Below are 15,184 nucleotides of genomic sequence, written 5' to 3' on the forward strand. Positions count from 1 at the left end.
ATTACGCTGATTGCGAGCACGGCTGTTTTCGATTGCAAGCCGCTACACCTAACTTTAACGACTTGCACGAACCGCTTGACGAAGCGCCTCGCGGAGTTCGTTAGCGAGCACCGAGTCACTGCTGATTCCAGTCGTATACATGTCAGGAAAATGTTGAATCAAGATACCATGTTCGACTCGAGACAAAATCATCGCATCTCCATTCATTGCATTTCTGAGCATATTTCTAAAATTATTAAGATCAGCGCCCGACTCGACCAACGTCTGAACGATGCTATTAGCCTGCTGCCTGTTGCGTGCTCTGGCTTCCTCCGCTGTCGGGAAGCTCTGCTCGAGCCGCTCTCTAGGGAGACGCTGATTTATTCTAAAGCACAGCTGTTGCCCCCCTGATAAATCAAGGCCTCCAGAGCGTTGCAGGGACGAAAAATCGAATAAATCAGCGGCTCCCTAGTTCGGCTCGACAACGCCGTGGACCGTTGTAAAAGCCTCTCACGTCCGGCTGGCACCGTCGAAGGATGCGGTACCTGCGGACTGTTCGAGGGGCTCGCGCTGCTGGAGTCGCGAGCGCGCGCTGGCTCAGACTCGGTTTGCCCACCATAATAAGTGCCATATGCCCCCGCTCTGTTGATACCCACCATATGCTGATTCTCTCCGCTTACTGGCTTGCAGGATAACTTACCCTGCAAAATAAAAAGTGTGTGGCAACTGGGCAAGAGAAAGTTCCATCTTGTTGGCGCGGTCCGTCATCCAGTTCGGCGGGGAGCGATGATCCACTCTCGACCGGTCCGGCGTGCGCTCTTAGCAGGGAGCAATGGAACAGGGAAGTCAATTAAGCGCAATTTCTTGATGGTCAGTGCATCGTTGGGGAGTTGGATCCGCAGCAATGCTTGAATTTGCGTCCACTGCTGCATGGGCAGGGGGCGTTGCGTCCAATTTTCGGTCCTTCTCTGCGTAGTGGTACATCGGGTGGTGTCAGTGCCAGCGACCATCGATGAGGCTCGAAGAAGCGATAGATTATCGTCAGACTGGCGATCATCATCTCAATCACTTCTTCACGCTTTTCGTTAGTAACCGACGGTGATCGCAGCGCTGGATCGGGGTCATTCTCATAGGCCAAGAGCATGATGGGGAGCATCGGCCCGCTATGTTCGTCGCTGTCGATCAGGTCACGCCAACTTCCAGGTCGGGCCTGAACTCCGCGCATAAAGCCCAGAGCCCAATCGTTGCCGTAAGTAATGCCATCGTCATCCTCCAACAGCACTGGCAAATACACGTCAGGCTCCTCCAGCGTGTGAAGCAATACCGATGCAATCGTATTCCAGTGGCGCATGATGAGCCCCATCATGTCGGTAGCCTGGGCGTTGCTTTCAAAACTGAAATTCTCGCCCAAGATTTGTGGCAGGTACTCGCTGGGAGGCACCATCTCCGGACCACAGATCAGTGCCGCAAAATAGCCGTCGAGCATTTCAATGTTCCTAGCCAGTTGCCGGAGGTCGGCGGTTTTCAGCAGTCATTCAGCCCGCCGCCACGCTACTGAATTGTAGGAAAATCAGTGAGAAGTTACGGAAAATCAAAATCTCTATGCATCAATAGTTACCCACCAGTCAATTCGATAGGTACTTTCAAATGACCAAGATCATTGGACCGTCAACTCTGTACATTACTTGTTCTGAACACGTCGACTTCAAAGCGCCGGTTATCAACACATCATTGTCGACAACTGCATCAGATAATCCCGCGATCTCCGGACCTAAGTCGCGCAGTGCTTCGCAAAAGCCCGCCACTGAGGATCCTAGAGATGACGCCGCCACCATCATACAAAGTGCCTTCAGAGGCTACCAAGTACGAGCGAACACGGTGAGCGTGAAGCAGCCCGTCCCCGGAATGATTCAGACGAAGATCCACGGTGGGTTTAAGGGCACGCCTCCCGAGGGCACAGCGCTCGCCGATATTTTGAAAAAATTGCAGGACGGTGCAACCTACACCAGGCTAGCTGTCCTCGGCGGCGCAAAGTCCGGCATGTTGATCGGGACGGAGAACGGCGAAGATGCTCAGTTGCCGAAAGAGCTTTTCCAACATGCTCCCCCGTCATCGGCTGTCATCAACGGTGGCTACTTCGTGCATAAAGAAAAACTGAGGATCGACGGGAATCCCGATGGCGTGAGTGCGGGGAAGAGCGATTTAGGTAGACCCGTGGGCCCCACCGCGACGCGAACTGACCATGTACCGGTCGCGCCAGCCTGGGAGCACGACAATGGCCAACTCCGATTTGCAAATGGCCAGGTCGCCGTCACGAGTGGTCCAATGCTCGCGTTGAGCGGACAGCAGACAAAGCTCGGCAATGCCGATCGGTTCCAGTACCGACTCGAGGGGAAAGACAATCCCTTAAACAAGCTTGCCGGCGCACTTACCCATGCCAGCGACGCCAACGAGCGAGCCGCCTTAAGCGTGCTCCACCACGAGTCGAACGCTCCGACCGATGCGGTATTTCACACCTTGACGGCGAATGGCCAGCGATCAAAGGGTGTGAAGATGGAGGACTGGCAGACCATTACCTGTGTCGGTGCTGATCCATCGGGCACGCGTACAGGCGCTACCAAAAACGCCCAAGTCTCCACCCTCAATCTGGATGGAGGCGGCTCGGTGTTTCTAGGCATTCGGAACGAGCAAGGCTTGATGCAAATCGCCCGAGGTGGCGATTCTAAAGAGGGTGTGAGACCTGTCGCCAACGTCATTGCCGCCAACTCCACCGTCGGGGGTAAACAATAGCGAAGGCCCAATCGAAGCATGCGTAACTGCCACCTACAAGCGGCGGGGTTTACAGGTGTCTGTGAACCCGCGTGCAGCCTAGTGTGGTGTTTCACAAGTAACGCATAAAATTATTTACCCAATGCTTTTGCTGCACGAGCTACGGAACCCAGTATCTCGTCAGCTTTTTTGTGCCAGCGAAATGGCTTCTGTAGTGGTCTAATGTGTTGCCGCTGATGCAGAATTGACCCTGCTGCCGGAATTTAGCTGACCCAAGCTTCTACTTTGGGGTCCGGGGCGCAATGGAACAGCCAACCGACTTAAGGAGCCGCAGGACTCTCCTGCGCTCACGGTAATCCGCTCAATACGCTGTCCGAAAGAGTATCGTCCTACGGACGCTCAGCAAGCAGCCGCTTAATACCCGCAAATACGCCCCCAATCAGGGAGAGGGGTATTCCTGTCTGGCGTGGATCACGTTCACGACCTCGATGCGCTTGAGGGTGACACGATAGACCAGGACGTAGTTTGGGTGAGCCACCAGCTCGCGAGTGCCTGGCGCTCGCCCAGAACGATATAAATAGGGATGTTCGGCTACCGGCTCGATAGCCTCCTGCAGGAGGCTTTTCAACCGGCGCGCTGCGCTCGGGTTTTCCCATGCGATGTAGGTTGCGATTTCGCGCAGATCATCCAGTGCGGGACTGAGCCAGACCACCGGCAGCATCAGCGTTTCTCACGTTGGGTTTCAACCTGATCGATCAGCGCTTCTATTTCCGCCATGACCTCATCGTGAGGGATGGCCGGACGCGGATCGGCCAGACTGGCGGCGACCTTGGCGCGAAACCAGCGGTCGTAGCTTGCGGCCTGTTCATCGGTTTCGAATTCTGAAACGATGGGTGAGAGGTTGGCCATGTGGCTTTCTCCAGTTGGGAGGGTTTTACATCACTGTTACATAGCGTTTACATTATGTGTACGCCATGTGTACGTCATTTTCGCATCATATGTACGCCAAATCTGAGCCATCCATCGTTGCACTGCAAATCAAGTGACTGAAAATACTTCAGCAAGGTCACAGACGGGTACTGGACCAAGGCAGCGCCTCAGACATCTGCCTTAGCCGCCAGGTACTGCGACCAAACACGTTTTACCTGGCTGACACTGACGCCCGCCAGCCGCGCAGTCTCTGCAATGCTACACCCGCCGCTTTTAAAGGCAATGATCTGTTCATGCACTTTAGCATTCGGCTTGCGTCCTCTATATAGACCAGCGCTCTTGGCCAAGTCGATGCCTTGCCGCTGTCGCTCTCGACGGTCCTCGAAGTCGTCACGCGCTATTTGCAGTGCCACACGCAACAGCATGTCTTGTACGCCTTGCAACACCACCTTGGCGACGCCACTGGATGCCTCGGCCAATTCCGATAAATCGACGATGCCGGGCACCGCCAAGCGTGCGCCCTTAGCCTTGATCGCGTCCACAAGCCTTTCTGCTTCGACCAAGGGAAGACGGCTGATTCGGTCGATCTTCTCAGCGATGACGACTTCACCTGGTTGCAGGTCCTCAATCATGCGCAACAGCTCGGGACGGTCGGATCGAGCGCCCGAGGCTTTTTCGCGATAGACCGCAGCCACGTAGTAGCCCGATGCTCGCGCATTGCCAATGATCGCTTCTTGGCGCTGCAAGTCCTGGTCTTCGGTACTGACACGCAGGTACACCCGCGCAACATTGAGAGTCGTCATCACATGGCCCATTTTGGTATACCCAGATAGGTCATGGCTTATCTGCTATGGCTCTATGGGTATAACAGCAAGCCTATAGAGCCATCTTGGAAAGAACCACCCTTTTGAACCATACCGAGCGCCAGTGGCGGGGTTTAGGTTGTTTTTCTGTTCCGTTGCTCCTCAAACCCCGTGGTGGAAGATTCCGGCCATTACGACGACTGAAATCAGCTTAACGTACTGTAAAATCCGTTTTCTGAGGAGCCCCCTAAGTATCCTCTGAAAAAGCCCATTTTTTTGGAGAGGAACCGGGCTGGAGCGCCTGTATTTACTGGCTTCGACTTTTGAAGAAAAGGCTTTTTCAGACCTTCCCTAAAGGGACAGTTTTTTATAACCATCGTATTCTGTGGTTTAAGCGGGGTGGGGGTCTAGCTAGCGTCGGTTGGGTTCGGCAAATACCAGAGATAGATGATCGATACTTAATAGCTCAGCTCGGTATACCTCAAATTGGCTGCCGTCTCTATTCTCCACGGTGCTTCTGAGCGGGTAGGTGCCGACAAAGAACGCATGTACCTGTTCTCCGGCCTTGATCGCTTTCTCCAACTCATCAATTTCTGTCAGAAAAGCCTTTCGGCGTCGGGACTGGTCGATACGCTTCTGTGGAACATACGCCCAGATACGGTATCGCTTCTTGTTCACCCACACCAATTCGGTAAAGCGCAGGCCCACGCCTTTGCCTGCGTATAGTCGTAGATCATCGATCAGGCCGTGATAGATCAGTCCGGTTTCGTCTTGGAAATACTGGATATTCTTGAAAAAGCGGGTAAAGGTTTTGGTCTTGTCTGCAATGGTCAAGAGTTGGTTCTTGCTGGCGTTATCTTCGGACAGGTAGCAATCCACCACCAAATCCAAATAGCGCGTGCGGGTACTCGTCTTTCGCCTGCTGCCACCGCTTGTCGAGGTGGCCACGCTGCTGCCTGTCTCGTCATCAGTCCCGCTGGTCGTGGTTTCGCCTCCCCCCGCAGAGCCTTTACGGGGACAAGGAGATAAATCTAGCTCAGTTGGGAAGTCGCTGGGTTTGAAGTCGTCCTCTTGCCCCGCTGGCGAGCGGCTCGGGGCACTGGATGCGCCAGGCTGTAGAAAATCACAATCTGATGCATGTGTATCTTTAGTGCGAAAGTGCAGCGCCCGTTTTGATTTGCGCGCCATGTATATACCGACGGGGGTGAGTAGTGCGCGGCAGCGCTGATCCTCGCAGAGAAAGGTCAACTCTTGTGCATAGTGCTCGCCGTCTTCGTTGGTATAAAGATCGCGTGCTTGGTAGGGCGACAACAATTTTTTGAGTTCTTCGCAGTGGGCGCGGCCAAATTTCATCGCCATGGTGTGGGTCTCCATTCGCCATAGGCTGTAGAAATACATTCTCAGAGCCTGTTTCAGTTGGGCTTGAGCAGCTTCTTGGGGGCCGGGGAGCAATGGAACAGCGAACCGACTTAAGGGGGCGTTTCCGGCTAAACAGCGAGGTCTTGTTTGTCGGTCGAGCAGCGGGCATAGCCAAACATCTGAAACGCGATGATTGAGTGTCCGGTTTTGGCCGGTAAATTGGCCATTCGGGCAGCAGCATATTCCTTGCGAGACTTGAAGTAATGAAGGAAGTCCGAAGATTTCTCATTGCGGTTGTTCATACGCCCATGCCTTGGATCTCCTGTTGCAGCGCTCCATGCTACACAACCGTTCGGCGTAGCAGACCTATCCGTTTGATGAAATCCGATTAATCGTCCGGTTCTGGCCGCTGCTGCCCTCCCCCGGCAATCCCTTTGACCCTTTGGGGGCCTCCTGGTGCCGGAATAGGCTGGATTTTGTACCCTTGGGAGAACAGCACATCATCAGTTGTGCGGGGAGAGTATTTCTGTATAATCGTAAATGTTACCAATCGTAAAATCTTAAATAAGAAAAAGCACAAAAGCACAAAAGCACCAATTACAGGAGAGATTTATGATTATTGGGGTTTTGAATCAGAAAGGCGGTGTTGGTAAAACCACCCTGTCAGTAAACATTGCTGCGGCCCTTGCTCAAGGAGGTGCGCGAGTCCTGTTGATCGATGCTGATCCGCAGGGAAGTTCGTTGGACTGGTCAGCAGCTCGCGAAGGCGAACCGCTTTTTTCTGTGGTGGGTCTACCAAGGCCATCGATCCACAAGGAAATTTCCCAGGTAGGCAAAGGCTACGATCACATCATTATCGACGGCCCCCCGCGCGTTACTGACCTTGCACGCAGCGCGATCATGGCCAGCGACGTGGTGCTGATCCCAGTGCAACCCTCACCCTACGACATTTGGGCTGCCGATGAGGTTGTGAAGCTCGTCCAGGAGGCAACCGTCTATAAAGAAAAACTCAAATACGCTTTTGTGGTAAATCGTAAAATCGCAAATACGGCGATTGGTCGTGACGTGGGTGACGCCTTGGCTGCTTACCCGGTGCCTGTGCTGTCATCTACCATCACACAACGGGTTATCTATGCCGAGGCAGCAGCCCAGGGAAAAGCCATTTTTGAGATTGCAGCAGAAGGTCCAGCTACGGCTGAGATTCAAACCCTGGTAGCCGAGTTGTTGGAGTTCGGAAAATGAGCACGAAGAAAGTCACGATTGGAGCTAAGCCCACCGCAAAGTCAGCCGCTGGGGCAGAGGAATGGGTACAGAGTCGCGAAGTCCAGGCCCTCGATAAAGAAGCCAACAAGCGCTTGACCATTGACATACCAGAGAGCTTGCACCGGGCAATTAAGATGCAGTGTGCCGAGCGTGGCACCAGGATTGCTGATGAAGTAAGAGAGCTGCTTTTACAGAAATACGGTAAGCCGTAAAAACGATTATGCGATTATGCGATTATGTGTATATGGCTCTGTACAAAGCACCATCCAAAAAGCCTACGCATAAAAAACCGAAAGCCCAGGCGAAGCTTGCAGTACACAGCCAATCAAACCACATGGAACGGCGGGGCAGGTGGGCATCTCAAATGATGACACCCACACCTGCCTGCGAGTCTCTATGTGCAGCCATTACGAAGCACCGTCACCGCACCAGATAGCCGAAGCGTTCGGCGTAGCACCGTTCGACCAGGGCAGACTTGATTTGTGGCCTGGCCACCTCGGCCCATTCCTACGTAGCGCTGACGGACGCGTCGAGGACAATGAATCTCCCGCATCCATGGAGGTGCTGACTGGCTCCTTTGGGTTGATTCCGTCCTGGAGCAAGGACAGCAAATTTGCCAAGCGCACGTACAATGCTCGATCAGAGACGGTGGCCGAGAAACCGTCGTACCGACATGCATGGCGCCAGGCGCAACACTGCATTATCCCAGCGGTGGCCATCTACGAGCCGGACTGGCGATCAGGCAAGGCAATTGCCACGCGTATAGCCCGTGCAGACGGCGAGCTGCTCGGCATTGCGGGCCTATGGGAGCAGTGGCGCGATCCGTCCACCGACCAGATCCTGCACAGCTACACCATGCTGACCGTGAATGCGGATGATCACGACTTCATGAAGGCGTATCACAAGCCCCAGGACGAAAAGCGCATGGTAGTGATTTTGCCCAAGGGCTTGTATGCGGACTGGTTGACTGCGCGGCCGGAGCATAGTGCAGCGTTCATGAACCAGTACCCGGCAGATCGGCTGGCCGTGGCCATGTGATCAGTCTTCCCTGGAGCTGGTGGTGGACAGGGTGACTTGTCGCGCTGGACGGCAGCAGCCACCAAGCCGCAGGCGCTGTAGCATTTTCCTAGAACAATGCTTTGCCAGCCATGGAAAGCCATACGAGGTCCGGGCGGTCGCGATTGGAAAGGCCGCGACCGACCCAAAGTGGCCTTCTAAGAGGTCTATGAAAACAAAGGGCTACGCAGTAGATTTCCGATTCTCCGGGAGATTTTTATCAGTACGTCCCATGACACCGAAGTTAAAGCGTTGAAGTATCTCGTTCCGCAGCATGTCTCATTGGCCATCCCACACCCAACACGCTACCCTCTTGCACAATCACCCATCTATCAACCGTCACAGTGAGTCACGGTCCGCATTGAATCAGGACGATGAACGACTACTCTTCCAAACTCGCAAATTACTGGCGCAATTCCCTGGCCGATGCTGAAAATGGCAACGGTGCCTTGTCCACCAGCCAAGCCCAAAAGCTCACCGCTTTACCCCTTGAGGCCTTATTCGCAGGGTGTGCGCCGGCAGAGCAAGTGGGCCTGTTATTTTCCGAAGAACCCGCCGAATTAACCTGCGTAGAAATCACCCTACGGCCCTTGGTTTACAAGTCACGCCTGGAGCACCGCAAAGCCCGTAACGGTCTGCCGGCGTTCATCACCCCGGTTGTATGTCGAGTGTTAGTCGCCCGCGATGGTCGCCTTTATCCGACATCGCAAACCCTAATGCCCCGCGACATTCTCGAACCGCTGGACCGCGACAATTTCGCCATCGGTGCCCAAGTCGATTTGGACTCGTTTTTGTCCGCCGAAGATGTGTCACAGTTCGATCGATCCGCCGGAGGTGAAGATCTGACCGCAGACCAGCACCGCGACAAGTGGAATACCTATCTGCAGTTCTGCATGAAAATGTTCCGCAAGGTTACCAGCGGCTGGGAGGGGGCAGAGGATGGCTTCGACCTAGTCAACTTTTGCTATTTGTTCAAGGAAGACAAAGCTGACGGCTTCAGCCGCAATATCGTCTGCCTCTACGACCACTTGCGCGACAACAAGCCCGACGCGCCGTTGTTCGACCGCTTCGCTCAGCGCGATTCTAGCCCTGACGAAGTTTGCTTGCCCGCCAACAGCCAGTTTGCCGCGCGACTTGGTCATGCTGGGGACGAATATGCCTTGGCGCCCGCCCAACGTGATAGCTTGGCTCATCTCCTCGTTGCTGATCTGGGAGATGTGCTGGCCGTCAACGGGCCGCCGGGTACTGGTAAAACCACCTTGTTGCTTTCGGTCGTAGCCTCGCTCTGGGCCAAGGCCGCGGTAGCCGGTGGCGACCCGCCGGTAATCGTGGCCAGTTCCGCTAACAACCAAGCTGTGACCAACATCATCGAAGCTTTCGGCAAGGACTTTTCAGAGGGGAGCGGTCACTTTGCCGGGCGCTGGCTGCCCGATATCAAAAGCTTCGCCGCTTACTTTCCCAAGTCTTCGGCCGAAGCGGAAATGGCCCGCGCCTACCAGACTAAAAGCTTTTTCACCGAGCTTGAGTCACAGGCCTATCTGGACAAGGCGCAACAGGCCTACCTGGCCCGAGCCACCATCGCCTTCCCCGATGACCTGAGCCTGAGCGTCCAAGGCGCGGTCAAGCAGCTCCAGGCCGCGATCCGCTCGCGGCAGCAGCAACTCATCGATATCGAGCAGGCCTGGGCCAAACTGGTCGACGCCCGCGAAGCCATTCAGGCACTGTTGGGCGATGATCCACAGGCGCGCATCGCGCATCTTGACGCACAGCATCTCAACCAGGCCAAACAGCTTGCGAACGCGCAAGCACGTCTGAAGGTTTTCAAACACTACCTAGCTCATGAACCGCTGATCTACACGCTGTTCAGCTGGTTTGGCCCGGTCGCTGGCAAACGTCTGCGCTTGGCGAAATTACACCTCGATGAGGCCAGCACCGAATTGCAAAACGCCGCCAGTGTTGGCGAAATCGAAACCCAGTTGACGGCCTCCGTGGGTCAAGCCAGCAAGGCCAAGGACTTAATCGAGGCCCAATTGCAGCAGGTCCGGCAATTGCTGCAAACCGAGCAACGTCATGTATTGAATTGGCAGGCCGTCATTGCCGTTCTGCCGACCCCTACTGACAGGGCTGCTGCCCAGATTACTCTCAACGACTGCGACAGCTGGGCGGACACTTCCCTGCGTTTCGAAATCTTCCTGCTGACTACCCATTACTGGGAGGGTCGTTGGCTGATGGAAGTCGCCGAAAGCCTGCCAGAGATTCTCAAAAGCCGCGGCAAAAACGGTCGCAAAACGCTGGAAAAGAACTGGCGGCGGTGGATGAAGCTTACGCCCTGCGTGGTTGCCACCTTCTACAGGCTGCCCAAAGAGCTGGAATGCAAGCGGCACGACGGTAGCGGTTTCGTCGACGATTACGCGCTGAACTTCGTCGATCTTTTAATCGTCGACGAAGCCGGCCAAGTCCTTCCCGAAGTCGCCGCGCCGTCGTTCGCACTCGCCAAGCACGCGTTGGTCATCGGCGACACTCAGCAGATCGAACCCATCTGGTCAATTCCGGCTGCGGTCGATATCGGCAACCTGATGAGCGCTGGTTTGCTATCGCGCGACAAGGTCGATGACGACTATGTCGCCTTCTGCGATAGCGGCCGTAGCGCGGCCAACGGCAGCGTCATGGCCATCGCCCAGGCGACCAGTCGGTATCACTACGATGAGGAGCTCGCCCGAGGCATGTATCTGTATGAGCACCGTCGCTGCTATGACTCGATAATCGATTACTGCAATGCCCTTTGCTACAAGGGCAAGCTGCAGCCGCGACGAGGACGAAAACCGGAAGGTGGCTTGCCGGGGCTGGGCTACCTGCATATTGATGGAATGTGCCAGCAGAGCAATGGCGGTAGCCGTCATAACCTCCTGGAAGCGCAGACGATCGCTGCGTGGATTCAAGCGAATGGAGCCGGGCTGGTAAAACGCTACAAGAAGGACTTGTGGGAAATCCTCGGCGTGATCACGCCGTTCGGCGTACAGACGCAGGCGATCGCTCATGCCTGCGCAGCACTCGGCATCAAGACCGGTAAAGGCGATGGCGAGATAACTGTCGGCACGGTTCATTCCTTCCAGGGCGCCGAGCGGCCGGTGGTGATTTTCTCCGCGGTCTATTCCAAACATGCCGATGGCGAATTTATCGACCGCAAGGACAGCATGCTGAACGTTGCCGTTTCTCGGGCCAAGGACAGTTTCCTGGTGTTTGGCGACATGGACCTGTTCAGCCAGGCGCCAGTAAGCAAGCCTCGTGGGCGTTTGACTCAGTTTCTATTGGCGGATCCGACGAACGAGCTGATTTTCCAGTACCAACCCAGGGAGGATTTACAAACGGCGCGTACTGGATTGAGCCACCTGCATGAAGTAGAAGAGCATGATCGGTTTCTGATGCAGACGCTGGAAACGGCTCGCCAGCAGGTTCAGATCGTAACGCCCTGGGTAAGATTGCGATGGATGCAGGAAAGCGGCGCGATGGACATCATGGCCAATACGGTGCAGCGCGGCGTAAAGGTAGTGGTGTATACCGACCTGCGATTCAACACTGGTATCAAGTGCGCCAAGCCTGAGGGCGATCCCGAAAGAATCGCCGAATTCAAAGACGCGATTGCAGCGCTTAAGACGCGGGATGTTCAGGTGTACGTGGTCAACAAGGTGCACAGCAAGATCGTTATGGCCGATGAGGAATTGCTGTGTATCGGCTCGTTCAATTGGCTGAGTGCGCAGCGCTATGGTGATTACGTGCACCATGAAACTTCCATGGTCTATCGCGGCCCTGAGGTAAGCGGCGAACTCGCAATCAACCGCATTAGTCTGGCGCAACGGGTGACGTCCTTTCCGGGCAGAGCAACGGCAGCTTAGCGCTCGACATGAATGTCCGCTTCTAACCCAGAGTGTGTAAAAACGCTGAACCGTTCGCGAGAAGGCTAGCGCTTTCGCTAAGATGGGGTGTTCATCCATCAGGAGAGCAGCCGGATGCTTATTCGACATTTTTGTGAAGGCGACGAAGCAGCTCTGTTTCAAGTTTTCTCTTCAGCTATCCGTGAGGTTGCATCTCGTGACTACACCCCCGTGCAAATAGAGGCTTGGGCACCAAAGGATCCCGATTGGACGGCATGGAATATCCGCATTCGAGACATAAGTATCCTCTGAAAAAGCCCATTTTTTTGGAGAGGAACCGGGCTGGAGCGCCTGTATTTACTGGCTTCGACTTTTGAAGAAAAGGCTTTTTCAGACCTTCCATAAATCCGTTTGTAGCGGTATTAGATGATCACATCGTTGGTTACGCTGACGTCCAAGCTTCCGGGTACATCGATCATTTTTTTGTTTCTGGTTTCCATGCACGCCAAGGCATCGGTCAACGGCTAAGGAGACGCTGATTTATTCTAAAACCCAGCTGTTGCCCCCAGATAAATCAAGGCCTCCAGAGCGTTGCAGGGACGAAAAATCGAATAAATCAGCGCCTCCCTAATGGATCGAGTTGTTCAGGAAGCCACGGACCTTAAATACATTGAGCTAACATCACACGTAAGCAAAACGGCGGAATCCTTCTTTATACGTAATGGCTTTGAAATAGTGGCGCGTCGGCATTCAGTATCTCGCGGAGTCGAGCTGCCCAATGTATTGATGCGAAGACGGATGTGATGCGAGACAGCAGTGCCTGTTACAGGCTCCCTGAATCTACACATTGATGTCCTTCCGCACGGCAAACAAAGGACTTTTGATGAAGCGCTTCATCCAACGCGAACATCGCGGCCAACGCACGCTGCTCCCTGAAAGCCTCGATGACTACGTCAGCGATACCAATCCAGTGCGCATAGTCGACGTCTTCGTCGACGAACTTGACCTGATCAATTTGGGTTTCGACGGTGCTATTCCTGCTGACACAGGCCGGCCTGCTTACCACCCTGAAGTCCTGCTGAAGATCTATATCTGTAGCGGCCTGCAATCGAAATGGCGCCGACCTGCAATCATCGCGTTTTTCGACCAGGATTGATTGCGTCTATCCGAGCCAGCAAACCGGGATTATTTGCGAATGAACCTGCACTCATCTGGTTAGACCTGCAATCGATCGTCATGAACCGGAATTATTTACGAGTGACCACTCGCCGTTGCTGTCTCATTTAAGTACACCCTTGTGAGACGTATGGCCGAGACGCTTTTTGCGTCTCAATAGGGCGGTTTTTAATTTTTGATACAGTACGTTCACAAATTCTAGAGTCTAAAGAGACAAACTTGACGATGGCACCTTACGGAGGTAAGAGGTTGGAGCTTCCAACAGCAGCGCTACCGGGCTACCGGACTGAATCGTGTGATCGCAGTACAGGGTGCGGAGCAATGAAACAGAAAGTGCACTAAGCCGAGTGCATCCGCGTAAACCCCGCTAAAATCATCGGTTTTCAGTCGCATTTAATCCTGGTCGGCCGCTCTCGATTGCAGGTCGAAGTGGGTGGATGCAGGTTCGTTTGCAGTCAATGCTGGTTCGCGGTGCCGGATAGACGCAATTAATCCCGGTCGAAAAACGCGATGATTGCAGGTCCGGGCCATTTCGATTGCAGGTCGTTACAGCTAGCAACTCGCCGTTGGGCTGGGGGGCCAAAATATTTGCGGTGGATGTAGGGGCGGTGGTGAAAGATGTGCTGGGTGCGCTGGCCCCGATGTTCTATTTCGTCATGTTCGCCCTGCTGGCCATCGGTTTTTCGCTAGCCGTATTTCTGCCTGCTGTGCCCTTTCTGTTCTGGATGGTGGGCATATTCAACTGGGTCGTCAGTGTGCTGGTGGGCTGTGCGGCGGGCTCAATGTGGGCTGCCACGCACCTGGGGGCCGAAGAGGACAAGGGGAGTCGCAGTACCTACGGTTATATCTTTCTGATCGACATGATGCTGCGGCCTTCGTTGATGGTACTGGGGTTCTTTTTTGCGTCGGTGGCCGTAATCGGTGGTGGAACGATCCTGAATCTGTTATTCGCCTCGGCGCTGGCCAATGCCAACGCGGACTCGATCGTGGGATTGTTCAAGATGATTGGATGGCTGATGATCTATGCTCGCATTGCGACCTTTGGTGTGACTCGACTCTTTGGCCTGCAGGCGTCCCTGGCCGACTACGTGATCTCGTTCCTGGGCGGTCGAGAAGGCGCCAACCTGATGGGCGGCATGGTCGATAATATGAAAGGCATGTTTGGTGCGGCTGGTGGCGGCGCTCAGCGTGTTCCTGGGGTCAAAATGCAACCGAAGAAACCTGACGGTAACGGTGGGGATGGAATTCAGTAAGGCTCTTTGCGTCCAACATTACGAATGTGCTTCTTGGAGTGTGAACTCATGGCTCAACGTCTTAGAACTGGTAGAGAAACATTGATCTGGCTGATCAAGCTTGCCTACATGCTTTTGGCTTTTCCATTCCTATTGTTCATAGGTGTGGTCACTTTTTTTATGGCACTTAGCTATACAGGTGCCGAAAAAGTAGAAACAATTGAGTTTTCAATGCTTATCTGGGCCGCGATATTGATTCCCGTGGGAATATTCATCTATGGCGTACTGAGTCGCCGTCGTTTGCTCAAGCGAGTCACACGGGTCATAAAATCGCCGCAGTTCTTCAATCCAGACCCTACCAATGAGATTTATCACGAGGGTGACGGCAAGTACCTGGGCATCGACACGAAGAACGGTACCATTCTGTATGTGCACCGCATTCGTAAGGAGCAGGTAGATGTGGTGGCTCTGACTATGGACGATTGGACCAACCGCGAGGTCGAAGGCAAGGGCATATTACGCCTCTATACCAAACACCCGGATCTTCCACGGATCGAAATCGGAACACCCTTGGCGCAGCTTTGGTATGACACCCTGGGGGCTATGGAGCACAAGCAGAAGCAGTACAGCACCCCGCAACCGTTCAACCGCTATGTGCATGACCACCTCGAAGCGCTTGAACGTGATCTGAACGTGCAGATCCCACGCCTGGCGTGAAGCCATAACCCCTCCGCAGCTGTTCCCG

At 54.4% G+C, this 15,184-nt stretch carries 14 protein-coding genes and 1 pseudogene; 9 read left to right on the forward strand and 6 right to left on the reverse strand.

Annotated elements, in window-relative coordinates:
- Positions 1 to 850: 850 nt before the first annotated feature.
- The gene (locus tag BLT55_RS28545) at positions 851 to 1,510 is read right to left on the reverse strand and encodes a YecA/YgfB family protein (protein WP_054999659.1); all 660 of its coding nucleotides are present in this window, start codon (positions 1,508 to 1,510) and stop codon (positions 851 to 853) included.
- 116 nt (positions 1,511 to 1,626) lie between these two features.
- On the opposite strand from BLT55_RS28545, the gene BLT55_RS28550 reads away from it, so the two are divergent.
- The gene (locus BLT55_RS28550) at positions 1,627 to 2,769 is read left to right on the forward strand and encodes an IQ calmodulin-binding motif-containing protein (protein WP_122377658.1); all 1,143 of its coding nucleotides are present in this window, start codon (positions 1,627 to 1,629) and stop codon (positions 2,767 to 2,769) included.
- Between the two features lie 418 nt (positions 2,770 to 3,187).
- Here the strand turns inward: BLT55_RS28550 and BLT55_RS28555 are convergent, their stop codons facing one another.
- The 5 genes from BLT55_RS28555 to BLT55_RS33635 form a co-directional block, all read right to left on the reverse strand.
- Positions 3,188 to 3,469 carry a type II toxin-antitoxin system RelE/ParE family toxin gene (locus BLT55_RS28555; RefSeq protein ID WP_002556029.1) on the reverse strand — a complete coding sequence of 94 codons (282 nt, stop codon included), beginning with the start codon at positions 3,467 to 3,469 and terminating at the stop codon, positions 3,188 to 3,190.
- The gene (relB, locus tag BLT55_RS28560; protein WP_002556028.1) at positions 3,469 to 3,657 is read right to left on the reverse strand and encodes a type II toxin-antitoxin system RelB family antitoxin; all 189 of its coding nucleotides are present in this window, start codon (positions 3,655 to 3,657) and stop codon (positions 3,469 to 3,471) included. The genes BLT55_RS28555 and relB overlap by 1 nt, the downstream gene beginning before the upstream one ends.
- 188 nt (positions 3,658 to 3,845) lie before the next feature.
- Positions 3,846 to 4,481, reverse strand: a complete 636-nt coding sequence (locus BLT55_RS28565; protein WP_054068142.1) for a recombinase family protein — start codon at positions 4,479 to 4,481, stop codon at positions 3,846 to 3,848.
- Between the two features lie 411 nt (positions 4,482 to 4,892).
- Entirely contained in the window at positions 4,893 to 5,840 is a 948-nt protein-coding gene (locus BLT55_RS28570) for a hypothetical protein (protein WP_055001146.1), read from the reverse strand.
- A 128-nt stretch (positions 5,841 to 5,968) separates the two neighbouring features.
- The gene (locus tag BLT55_RS33635; protein WP_156357549.1) at positions 5,969 to 6,142 is read right to left on the reverse strand and encodes a hypothetical protein; all 174 of its coding nucleotides are present in this window, start codon (positions 6,140 to 6,142) and stop codon (positions 5,969 to 5,971) included.
- 310 nt (positions 6,143 to 6,452) lie between these two features.
- Between BLT55_RS33635 and parA the strand changes: the two genes are divergently transcribed.
- From parA to excA, 8 genes and pseudogenes are all read left to right on the forward strand, one after another.
- Positions 6,453 to 7,082 carry a ParA family partition ATPase gene (parA, locus tag BLT55_RS28575; protein ID WP_004661920.1) on the forward strand — a complete coding sequence of 210 codons (630 nt, stop codon included), beginning with the start codon at positions 6,453 to 6,455 and terminating at the stop codon, positions 7,080 to 7,082.
- Positions 7,079 to 7,315, forward strand: coding sequence for a hypothetical protein (locus tag BLT55_RS28580; RefSeq protein WP_004661916.1), 237 nt, complete (start codon positions 7,079 to 7,081; stop codon positions 7,313 to 7,315). The genes parA and BLT55_RS28580 overlap by 4 nt, the downstream gene beginning before the upstream one ends.
- A 184-nt stretch (positions 7,316 to 7,499) precedes the next feature.
- Positions 7,500 to 8,141, forward strand: a complete 642-nt coding sequence (locus BLT55_RS28585) for an SOS response-associated peptidase (RefSeq protein ID WP_055001145.1) — start codon at positions 7,500 to 7,502, stop codon at positions 8,139 to 8,141.
- 392 nt (positions 8,142 to 8,533) lie between these two features.
- The gene (locus BLT55_RS28590) at positions 8,534 to 12,052 is read left to right on the forward strand and encodes an AAA domain-containing protein (protein WP_074801755.1); all 3,519 of its coding nucleotides are present in this window, start codon (positions 8,534 to 8,536) and stop codon (positions 12,050 to 12,052) included.
- Between the two features lie 413 nt (positions 12,053 to 12,465).
- Entirely contained in the window at positions 12,466 to 12,570 is a 105-nt protein-coding gene (locus BLT55_RS35045; protein WP_259641328.1) for a GNAT family N-acetyltransferase, read from the forward strand.
- A 344-nt stretch (positions 12,571 to 12,914) separates the two neighbouring features.
- A pseudogene (locus tag BLT55_RS28600) lies at positions 12,915 to 13,124 on the forward strand (transposase); the annotation flags it as partial.
- Between the two features lie 649 nt (positions 13,125 to 13,773).
- Entirely contained in the window at positions 13,774 to 14,460 is a 687-nt protein-coding gene (locus BLT55_RS28610) for a DotA/TraY family protein (RefSeq protein ID WP_223862810.1), read from the forward strand.
- 48 nt (positions 14,461 to 14,508) lie between these two features.
- Positions 14,509 to 15,156, forward strand: a complete 648-nt coding sequence (gene excA, locus BLT55_RS28615; protein ID WP_007247237.1) for a plasmid IncI1-type surface exclusion protein ExcA — start codon at positions 14,509 to 14,511, stop codon at positions 15,154 to 15,156.
- The last annotated feature ends 28 nt before the right edge of the window (positions 15,157 to 15,184 follow it).

It is taken from the genome of Pseudomonas cannabina (assembly GCF_900100365.1).
Classification (GTDB): Bacteria; Pseudomonadota; Gammaproteobacteria; order Pseudomonadales; family Pseudomonadaceae; genus Aquipseudomonas; species Aquipseudomonas cannabina.